Annotated in this window: 10 protein-coding genes; 8 read left to right on the top strand and 2 right to left on the bottom strand. The window is 70.3% G+C overall.

From position 1 onward, the window contains the following. The 4 genes from AD72_RS01830 to AD72_RS01815 all read left to right on the top strand — a co-directional run. A partial coding sequence (locus AD72_RS01830; RefSeq protein ID WP_031464577.1) for an acyl-CoA dehydrogenase family protein occupies positions 1–745 on the top strand: 745 nt, incomplete at its 5' end. Positions 746–781: 36 nt separating this feature from the next. Continuing rightward, positions 782–1,522 (top strand): SDR family NAD(P)-dependent oxidoreductase, encoded by a 741-nt coding sequence (locus AD72_RS01825; protein WP_031464576.1) that lies wholly within the window; start codon positions 782–784, stop codon positions 1,520–1,522. A gap of 11 nt (positions 1,523–1,533) precedes the next feature. Further along, positions 1,534–2,331 (top strand): enoyl-CoA hydratase/isomerase family protein, encoded by a 798-nt coding sequence (locus tag AD72_RS01820; protein WP_031464575.1) that lies wholly within the window; start codon positions 1,534–1,536, stop codon positions 2,329–2,331. A gap of 5 nt (positions 2,332–2,336) precedes the next feature. Further along, positions 2,337–3,971, top strand: a complete 1,635-nt coding sequence (locus tag AD72_RS01815) for a class I adenylate-forming enzyme family protein (RefSeq protein ID WP_031464574.1) — start codon at positions 2,337–2,339, stop codon at positions 3,969–3,971. 78 nt (positions 3,972–4,049) lie between these two features. Here the strand turns inward: AD72_RS01815 and AD72_RS01810 are convergent, their stop codons facing one another. After that, positions 4,050–5,006 (bottom strand): AraC-like ligand-binding domain-containing protein, encoded by a 957-nt coding sequence (locus AD72_RS01810; RefSeq protein ID WP_031464573.1) that lies wholly within the window; start codon positions 5,004–5,006, stop codon positions 4,050–4,052. A 224-nt stretch (positions 5,007–5,230) separates the two neighbouring features. Between AD72_RS01810 and AD72_RS01805 the strand changes: the two genes are divergently transcribed. From AD72_RS01805 to AD72_RS01795, 3 genes are read left to right on the top strand one after another with little or no spacing between them, the layout of a single operon-like run. Then, positions 5,231–6,700 carry an APC family permease gene (locus tag AD72_RS01805; protein ID WP_031464572.1) on the top strand — a complete coding sequence of 490 codons (1,470 nt, stop codon included), beginning with the start codon at positions 5,231–5,233 and terminating at the stop codon, positions 6,698–6,700. Continuing rightward, positions 6,687–7,436, top strand: coding sequence for an SDR family NAD(P)-dependent oxidoreductase (locus AD72_RS01800; RefSeq protein WP_031464571.1), 750 nt, complete (start codon positions 6,687–6,689; stop codon positions 7,434–7,436). The genes AD72_RS01805 and AD72_RS01800 overlap by 14 nt, the downstream gene beginning before the upstream one ends. Continuing rightward, positions 7,433–8,248, top strand: coding sequence for an SDR family NAD(P)-dependent oxidoreductase (locus AD72_RS01795; protein WP_063890696.1), 816 nt, complete (start codon positions 7,433–7,435; stop codon positions 8,246–8,248). The genes AD72_RS01800 and AD72_RS01795 overlap by 4 nt, the downstream gene beginning before the upstream one ends. Here the strand turns inward: AD72_RS01795 and AD72_RS01790 are convergent, their stop codons facing one another. Beyond that, positions 8,249–8,863, bottom strand: a complete 615-nt coding sequence (locus AD72_RS01790) for a TetR/AcrR family transcriptional regulator (protein WP_051897721.1) — start codon at positions 8,861–8,863, stop codon at positions 8,249–8,251. It abuts the gene before it with no gap. A 92-nt stretch (positions 8,864–8,955) separates the two neighbouring features. On the opposite strand from AD72_RS01790, the gene AD72_RS01785 reads away from it, so the two are divergent. Next, positions 8,956–9,930 (top strand): NADP-dependent oxidoreductase, encoded by a 975-nt coding sequence (locus tag AD72_RS01785; RefSeq protein WP_031464568.1) that lies wholly within the window; start codon positions 8,956–8,958, stop codon positions 9,928–9,930. Position 9,931 lies beyond the last annotated feature (1 nt).

Here is a 9,931-nt window from a genome sequence, read left to right as displayed (position 1 = left end):
CGCCGTGCAGCCGCCAACCGTCCGGGAACCGGGCGGTTGGCGGCTGCACGGCGAGAAGACCTCGATCACCCTGGGCAGCTACGCGTCCACCGGAATCGTGCTCGCCAGGACCGGGGAACCGGGGGCGCGCGGGGTGAGCGCCTTCTACGTGGACCTGGACGAACGGTACGTGACCCGCTCGGTCTTCGCGGACCTCGGTGGCCGGGCCATCGGGCGGGCCGCGCTGCACTTCGACGGGCTCCCGGTGACCGAGGACCGGCTGATCGGCGAGCAGGGACAGGGATTCGCCTCGGTGATGCGCGGATTCGACTATTCCCGCGCCATCATCGGGCTCGCCTGCCTCGGCGCGGCACAGGCATCGCTCACCGACACCGTGTACTGGGTACGCCAGCGCGAGGCCTTCGGCGGGCCGATCGGTCGCTTCCAGGGCGTCGCGTTTCCGCTCGCCGAACACGCCACCTATCTGCGCGGCGCCCGGCACGTGTGCTACGAGGCGTTGTGGCGCAAGGATTCCGGGCTCGAACACGGAAGCGAGGCCGCGATGGCGAAGTTCTGGGCGCCGAAACTGGCCACCGAGGTCATCCACCAGTGCCTGCTGACCTTCGGGCATCTGGCGTACTCCGAGGACTCCCCGCTCGGGCAGCGGCTCCGGGACGTGATCGGGCTGGAGATCGGCGACGGGACGGCGCAGGTGGCCAAGCTGGTGATCGCCAGGCAACTGCTCGGCCGGGAATTCGCGCCGTAGCAGGGAATTTCCGGGGTTTTCGAGAAAGGAGCGAGAATGCCAAGACTGCCGGACAAGGTCGCGATCGTCACCGGAGCGGGCCGGGGGATCGGGCGGGCCATCGCGGAGAAGTTCGCCGGGGAAGGGGCGCGGGTGGTCGCCGCCGACCTGGACGAGGCCTCGGCAACGGCGTGCGCCGCCGCGGTCGGCGGGCTCGGGATCCGGGCCGATGTCACCGATCCGGACTCGGTCGCCGCGCTGCTCGAACGGGCGAGTGCCGAACACGGGCGTATCGATGTGCTGGTGAACAACGCGGGCTGGGACAAGGCCGGGCCGTTCGTGGAATCGGATCCGGCGGACTGGGAACGGGCGATCCGGATCAACCTGTTCGGTGTGCTGAACACCTGCCATGCCGCGCTGCCCGTCATGATCGGGCAGGGACACGGCACCGTGATCAACATCGGCTCGGACGCGGGGCGGGTCGGATCCTCGGGCGAGGCGGTGTACTCCGCGGCCAAGGGCGGGATCATCGCGTTCACCAAGACCATCGCCCGGGAACTGGCCCGCCACGGGATCACCGCCAACTGTGTCTCGCCGGGGCCGACCGACACTGCCCTGTTCGACGCGGTGACCGAGGGAAACGAGCGGCTGCGCGAGGCGCTGACCAAAGCGATCCCGCTGCGCAGGCTCGCCGAACCGGCCGACCTGGCCAATGCGGTCGCGTTCCTCGCTTCCGCCGAGGCCGGATACATCACCGGTCAGACCGTGAGCGTCAGCGGCGGCCTGACCATGTGCTGAGGAGGAGTTCCGTGGATTTTTCCGACTATGAACAGCTGCGGTTCGAACGCAGGGCGAACGGTGTCCTGCTGATCACCCTGGACCGCCCGGAGAAGTACAACGCGGCCGATGAGGTCATGCACGGCGAACTCGCCCGCGTGTGGACGGATGTCTCGCAGGATCCGGAGACCCGGGTCGCGGTGGTCACCGGGGCGGGCAAGGCGTTCTCCGCGGGCGGTGACCTGTCCATGGTGCGGCGGATGGCCGGGGACCACGCGCGCGTCTCGCACATGCTCGAGGAAATGAGCACGCTGGTCTACTCCATGATCGACTGCACCAAGCCCATCGTCTCGGCCATCAACGGGGTCGCGGTGGGCGCGGGCACCGTGGTCGCGCTGCTCGCCGATATCGCGATCTGCGCCGAGGACGCGCGGATCGGGGACGGGCACGTGAAACTCGGTGTCGCCGCGGGAGATCACGCCGCGCTCATCTGGCCGCTGCTCGCGGGCATGGCCAAGGCGCGCTACTACCTGCTGACCGGCGAGATGATCAGCGGGGCGGAAGCGGAGCGGATCGGTATGGTGGCCAAGGCACTGCCGCGCGAACAGGTGCTCCCCGAGGCGCTGCGGGTCGCCGAAGTCCTCGGAACCGGGGCACAGCAGGCGATCCGGTTCACCAAACGCACCCTGAACAACTGGCTGCGCGCGCAGGGGCCGATCTTCGACCAGTCGGCCGCCTACGAGATGCTCGGTTTCCTCGGCCCCGACGTGCTCGAGGGCGCCGCGGCACTGGAAGAGAAACGCCCACCCGAATTCCCCTCGGCGAAGTGATCGAGATGAGCGAATACGATCCGACGGAGTATCGGCGCTATTTCGAGAGCGAATGCACCTACCTGGCCGGTTTCTGGCGCAATACGCACCGGTTCCCGGACAATCCCGCGGTCCTCGATCCGGAGACCGGGACGAACCTGAGCTACGCGGAACTCGGCGAACAGGTGCGGCTGCTCGCGACCGGGCTCGCCGAAGCGGGGGTGCGCCCGGGGGATGTGGTGGTCTATCAGCTGTACAACTCCTCGGCCTTCGCGCTGCTGTATCTGGCCACCCAGGCGTGCGGGGCGATCGGTTCCCCGGTCAATTTCCGGCTCGCTCCAGGGGAAACGGCCTTCGTGCTGGAGCAGAGCCGCCCCGCGGCCTTTCTGTTCGACGCGGAACTCGCCGGGCAGGCGCGGGCGGCGCTCGACCGCAGCACGCACCGGCCCGGACTGGTCGCCACCGTCGGCGAACCGGTCGCCCCGGGCAGCACCGCTTTCGGTGCGCTGTTCGCCGCGCGGCCGGGAACACTGCCCGGCACCGCCTCGGTGTACACCGAGACCACCCGGCTCTACACATCCGGCACGACCGGGATGCCCAAGGGGGTTCCGCTGCCCAGCCTCGTGGAACTGTTCAGCGCGCACGATGTGATCATGCATTTCCCGCTCGGTCCCGGGGACCGGACGCTGAACATGACTCCGTGGTTCCACCGGGGCGGGCTCTACGCGGGCGGGCCGAACCCGGCGTTCTACACCGGGGCGAGCGTGCTGCCGATGCGCGCCTTCGATCCGGGCCGCTGCCTCGACCTGGTGGCCTCGGCCGGGCTGACCTTCCTCATCGGTGCGCCGACCAACCTGGCGATGCTCGCCGCCGCGCAGACCGAACGGCCCCGCGATCTGTCCACCCTGCGCGGTGTGGTCACCATGGGCGCGCCTCTGGAACGCGAGGCCTGCCTGCACTACCAGGAGGTGCTCAGCGCGCGGGTGTTCAACGGATACGGGACCACCGAGGCTTTCTGGAACACCTTTCTGCGTCCCGAGGATCTTCCGGAGCACGCCGGAAGCGCAGGCCGGGCGTGCACCGACGACGAGGTCGCCGTGGTGCGGGTGCATCCGGACCGGTTCGCCGCGCCCGGGGAACACGTGGCCAAGGACGGTCAGGAGGTCGGTGAGGTGATCGTGCGCTCCCCGAAGTGCGGCTTCGCCTACGCCGGGGATCCCGGGCAACAGGCGGAGAAATTCCACGATGGCTGGCTCTACATCGGCGACCTGGCCACCTGGGACGAGCACGAATACCTGACCATCGTGGGGCGCAAGGACGACATGATCGTCTCCGGTGGGGAGAACGTGCACCCGGTGCAGGTGGAGGAGGCGCTCAACGAGCATCCCGGGATCACCGACAGCCTCGTGATCGCCGTGCCCGATCCGAAATGGGGCAACCGCGTGGTCGCCTACATCGAGCGCGCCCGAGCGGACTGCACCGCGGCCGAGTGCGACCGGCACTGCCGCGCGCATCCGATGCTCGCCGACTACAAACGCCCGCGCGCCTACCGGTTCGTGGATTCGCTGCCGCGCACCGCGACCGGGAAGAAGATCCACTACCGGGCCCGGGAACAGGCCGAAATCGAGTACACCCAAGGCCTTTTCGAAACGGTCGACTGAGCCGCCGCATCCCCGGTCGAGATTAAGCCGAGTTCGCCATTCGGGATCGGCTCCCCGCGGCGGGCGCTCGGCTGAACCTCACTGCCGGGCGCGGTACTCGCTCGGGGATTCCCCGTAGGCCGTCTTGAACACCCGGCTGAAATGCGCCGCGTCCGGGAAACCCCAGCGCGCCGCGATGGCGGACACCGAACTGCTCGCGTACACCGGGTCGGCGAGATCGCGGCGGCACCGTTCGAGACGCCGTTCCCTGATCCACGCGGAGATGGTGGTGCCCTCCTCGCGGAACACGTTCTGCAGGTGCCGGGTGGACACGAAGTGTGCCCCGGCGACCTCGTCCGGGGAAAGGGTGCTGTCCCCGAGGTTCGACTCGATGAAGGTCCGTGCCCGGGTCGCCAGGCTGCGGTGCGCGCTCGGGGTGTCCTGCGGGTCGAGGTCGAGCCGTTCGGCGAGCGCGGTGCCCACCAGGTCCAGCAGGTTGTGCACCAGCCGGGTGCCCCGCGGCCCGCGCAGCGCGTCGAAGTTCCCCGCGATGCCGTGCAGGAAGGAGCCGACGAGCTTGCCGAGTCCGCTCTGCCCGGAGATCGGGGTCCCGGTGACGGTGGCGACCCGCCGCACCGGCAGATCGAGCATGTCCCTGGGGAACATCAGCACGAGCGAGTGGTAGGCGAGATCCGAGGCGATGGTGTAGGCCCGGGAACTGTCGTAGACGGTGAAATCACCCGGCCGCAGCAGGGCCTCGCGCCCGTCCTGGACGAGGATGGCCGAACCGGAAAGCTGCAGGCTGAGCTTGTAGTAGGCGCGATCGGCTCCGGCGGCGAGCTTCGGCGTGCGCAGCACCTTGCCCGCGCTGGTGTGCAGCGAGCTCACCCGCACCCCGTCCAGGGAAAGGCTGCGCATGGAACCGATGAAGGGTCCGGGCCCGCGCTCGACCTGGAGCGGCACGAAGGACTCCGAGATCAGCCGCCGCCACTGGGCGAAGTCCTCGGCGTGCGCGAGTTCGACCGAGGCGCCGTCACTCGCGGTATCCGCATTCATCGCCTCGACCTCCTTTGCTCGACACGGAAACCTCCGGTGCTCCGCCCGACTCTAAGGCCGCTGCAGGAGCGCCGGTCGGTATTGAATTCACTCACAGTCGGGCCCGTACGTCCAGAGGCAAGCGCCGTTCGTCCAGGAACAAGTCGGTCACCCGGTCCGCCGAGCAGACTGGCCGGACCGCCGAAATCCGGTGGCCGACCACGGACCGAATCAGGAAGCGTGCGATGGGTATCGAGAGCACCCCCGCGGAGCCGGGGAACGGCCGGTTGCGCGGGGACGCGCTCGGCGTCGCCGGGATCGTGTTCCTGGTCCTGGCCGCCGTGGCCCCGCTGACCGGGATCATCGTGATCGCCACGCTCGGTATCGCGGACGGCAACGGCGGCGGCATGCCGGTCTCGTTCCTGCTCGCCGCGGTGGTGCTGTTGTTGTTCGGCACCGGTTACGCCCAGATGAGCAGGCATGTGGCCAGTGCCGGAGGGTTCTTCGCCTATGTCACCAGGGCGCTCGGCCGCCCGCCCGGACTGGTCGCAGCGTTCGTGGCGCTGCTCGGTTACAACTGTTTCGTCGCCGGGGCGATCGGCACGAGTGGGTTCTTCACCGCGAAGGTCTTCGGCGAGGTGCTCGGCCTGCACACCCCGTGGCAGTTGTGGAGCGGACTCTCGGTGCTCGCGGTCTTCCTGCTCGGCAGGCGCGGGGTGGATGTGAGCGCGAAACTCCTCGGGGCCTCGCTGGTTCTCGAGGTGGGGATCCTGCTCGTGCTCGATGTCGCGATCCTGGCGCGGGACGGGCTGAGCCTGGAGATCTTCACGCCTTCGGTGATGGTCTCCGGTTCGGTCGGGCTCGGCCTCCTGTTCGCCTTCAACGCCTTCGTCGGCTTCGAAGCGACCGGTCTGTTCAGCGAGGAGGCGCGCAACCCCGCGCGCACGATCCCGCGGGCCACCTACACCGCGGTGGCGCTGATCGGTCTGTTCGCCGCGTTCACCAGCTGGTGCCTGATCAGCGCGGTCGGCGCGGGACGGGCGGGCGCGGTCGCCGGTGCGCACCTCGCGGCGGGCGATTTCGTGCAGTCGATCGCGATCCGGGAGATCGGCCCGGTGCTCACCGACGCGATGATGCTGCTGCTCGTGGTGAGCCTGTTCGCGGCGCTGCTCGCGCTGCACAACTCGGCGAGCAGGTACCTGTTCGCGCTCGGCAGGGCCGCGGTGCTGCCGAAGGCGCTCGGGCGCACGGTGCCCCGGACCGGGGCGCCCGCGGTGGCCAGTGCGGTGCAGATCGGTTTCGCCACCGCGGTCGCCGCCTGCTACGCGATCGCCGGGCTGGACCCGGTCGCGGACCTGACCGCGAGCATGACCGGCATCGGCACCCTGGGCATCATCGTGCTGCAGGCCATGGCGGCGATCGCGATCGTGGTGTTCTTCCGGCGCCGCGGCGATCGCCGGTGGTGGAAGACCCTGCTCGCCCCGGTGCTCGGCGGACTCGGGCTGCTCGGGGTGACGGTGCTGGCGGTGGTGAACTTCGGCGAGCTGGCCGGGTCCGATTCCCCGGTGATCGCCCAGTTGCCCTGGCTGCTGCTGTTCGCCCTGGCGGCGGGGCTGGCCAGGTCCTGGTGGATGCGCCGGTTCCGGAGAACCGAGTACGGGGAACTCGAACACACCGAGGAACCACCGCGAAAGGAGCTCGATGTCCGGGGTTGAGCCCGAGCGGGGGAGGCGGGTGCTCGTGACCGGGGCCGCTTCCGGGATCGGCAGGGCATGCGCGCTCGCTTTCGCCGAGGCGGGCGCGGTTCTCGGCCTGCTCGACCGGGATTCCGCCGTGTCCGGGGTGCTTCCGCCGGCCGCTGGGCATGCCTGGGCGCGGGCCGATGTGCGTTCGGAGCCGGAGCTGCGTACCGCCGTGGCCGAGCTGGCCGGGCAACTGGGCGGGATCGACGCGGTGATCGGCTGCGCCGGAATCTCCGGTCCGTTCGGCAGCGATATCGCCGAAATCGGGCTGGACGACTGGGAATCCGTGTTCGCGGTGAACGTGACCGGGCAGTTCCTGCTCGCCAAGCACACCCTGCCGTGGCTGCGTGCCGCCGAGGCACCCGCGATCGTGTTCCTCGGCTCCGACTCCGCCTTCGTGGCCGCGCCCGGGATGGTGCCCTACTGCGCGGCCAAGGGCGCGCTCGCCCAGCTGACCAGGGCGCTGGCGGTGGACCTGCGCGCGGACGGGATCCGGGTCTGCTCCGTGTGTCCCTCCATAGTGGACACTCCGCTGGCCCGCGGCGACCTCGGTGACCGAGTGTTCGACGGCGCGGCGTTTCCCGTGCAGCGCCCGGAACAGGTCGCCGCGCACGTGCGCTACCTCGCGAGCCCGGCCGCCGCGAACCTGTCCGGGGTGAACCTGGTCGCCGATTTCGGTTATCTTGCCCAGTCCAGTTTCCCCGCGTGAAGGGAGCACATGTGTTCGCGGACAAGGTAGCGCTGGTCACCGGTGCGGGAACGGGAATAGGCGCGGCGACCGCTGCCCGGCTCGCCGGGGAGGGGGCCACCGTGGTGGTGACCGGGCGCCGCCCCGGGCCCCTCGAAGAGGTCGCCGCGCGCACGGGGGCGCGGGCGATCGCGGGCGACTGCGCGGTGGACGCGGACGCGCGGGCGCTCGTGGCGCGGGTGCGCGAGGAGTTCGGCCGCCTGGATGTGCTGGTGCACTGCGCGGGAACGCACGGCGTCGGCGCGGTCGGCGAGACCACCGACGAGCAGTGGCGCGCGGCCCTGGCGGGAAACCTGGACAGTGCCTTCGTCATCTGCCGCGCCGCACTGCCCGAACTGGTGCGCGCCAAGGGATCCGTCGTGCTCGTCTCCTCGGTCGCCGGACTCTTCGCCGGTCCCGAGGTGGCCGGGTACACCGTCGGCAAGCACGCCCTGCTCGGGCTGACCCGCTCGCTCGCGCGCGACTACGGCCCGAAGGGGGTCCGGGTGAACGCCGTCTGCCCCGGCTGGGTACGCACTCCCATGGCCGACGGCGAGATGGCCGAATTCGCCGAACTGGCCGGGTTTTCCGATGCCGAACAGGGATACTCCGCGGTGACCGCGGATCTGCCGCTGCGCCGCGCTGCCGAACCGGAGGAGATCGCCGCGGTGTGCCGGTTCCTCGCATGCCCGGATGCCTCGTTCATCACCGGCTCGGTGCTGGTGGCCGACGGCGGGGGACATGCGGTGGATCTGCCGACCGTGCCCATCGGAACCGCGCTGGAGCGCCGATGACTAGCAGCCGCGGGATCGGCGTCTCGATCCGGCCGCGGGCGGGCCGGGCTGTGGGCGGAGGCCGTCGGAAAGGAGATCCAGCAGTCGGCCGGCCTTGGTTTCCTGCTCGGGCCGGGGAGCCACGGTGAAGATGCCGATGAGCGAGGCGGCGAGGTCCTCGGCGCTGATGTCGCAGCGGAGGTCGCCCGCCGCGTGACCGGCTTCGAGGATCGTGGTGATGGCCGTCAGTAGCTCGGTCCGGGTCTGCGCATGGGCGATCTCGCCGGACTCGATCATCGCGAGCAGTGTGTCGAGCATGCCGTTCTTGGTCGCGATCCAGTCGCCGAACAGATCCATCCAGCGCCGCATCGCCGCGGCCGGGGGCAGCCGGTCGAGCAGTTCACGGGCGCCGGTGGTCAGCCGCACGACCTGGTCCCGGTAGATTGCGTCGACCAGCGATTCACGGGTCGGGAAGTGCCGGTAGAGCGTGGCGATGCCGACCTCGGCCTCGCGGGCGATGGCCCGCATCGACGGTTCGGCCCCGGCCGAGACGAACAGGCGGGTCGCCACCGCGAGCAGCTGATCACGGTTACGGCTCGCGTCCGCCCGTGGTGCACGCTTCTCCGGCTCAGTCAAAACGGATCACGCTCCGGTTGTGCTAGGGTTGCCGATGTAAACGGAGCATAGTCCGTTTCGCTGCGTTCCCTCAGTCAAGGAGGCAGGTGTCCATGCGGCAAGACAGCGATCAACCGCCGGCGGCCAGGGGCAGGGCGGTCCAGCTCGACTCGTTCGGTGGTCCCGAAGTCCTGGAGCTCCGCGAGATTCCCGCTCCGCAGGCGGGCCCTGGGCAGATCCGTGTCCGGGTCAGCGCGGCCGGTCTCAACCCGATGGACTGGATCATGACCGCCGATGCGGACACCGCGGCCCGGTTCGGACTGAGCCTTCCGGCCGGGTTCGGGACCGACTACGCGGGCGTGGTCGACCAGGTCGGCACCGGGGTGACCGGCTTCGCGGCGGGTGACCGGGTGTTCGGCGGCGCCCTGTCCCGCGCGGTCGCCGATTTCGTGGTGATCGATGTGGCAGCAGGGAGCGCGGCGAACGAAGCGCGGCACACACCCGAGGGCGTCGACGACCGCACCGCCGCCACCTTCGCGATCGCCGGTCGCACGGCATCCGCCGCCCTCGCCGTGATCGATCCGGGCCCGGGGGACACCGTGCTGATCGGCGGCGCGGCGGGCGGGGTCGGGGTGTTCGCCGTCCAGCTGGCCCGGATCGCCGGGGCGCGCGTGCTCGGGACAGGGTCGGCGAACTCGGCTGATTTCCTGCGTGATCTCGGCGCCGAGCCGGTGGCCTACGGCGAGGGCCTGGCCGACCGGGTCCGGGCCCTGGCTCCCGGCGGGGTCACCGCCGCCATCGATCTGCACGGGACGGAGACGGTGCACACCGCACGGGAACTCGGTATTCCGGACGGCCGCATCTGCACCGTCGCCGCGCAAGTCGACGGAGTGCCCGCGGCCAACGGCGCGAACGCCACGCCCGCCGCCCTCGAGGAGATCGCCAGCCTGGTCGCCGCGGGCGATCTCCGGGTACCGATCGCGGCGAGCTTCCCGGCCGGGGAGATCCGCCGGGCGGCCGAACTTCAGGCAGGCAGGCACGTACACGGCAAGATCGTCATCGACCTGCTGGACGCCAGGAGTCGCTGAG

Origin of the sequence: Sciscionella sediminilitoris (genome assembly GCF_000737195.2) — a bacterium.
GTDB classification, from domain to species: domain Bacteria; phylum Actinomycetota; class Actinomycetes; order Mycobacteriales; family Pseudonocardiaceae; genus Sciscionella; species Sciscionella sediminilitoris.
The sequence above is the reverse complement of the archived record's forward strand: the minus strand, read 5'-3'. Positions and strand labels throughout refer to the sequence as shown.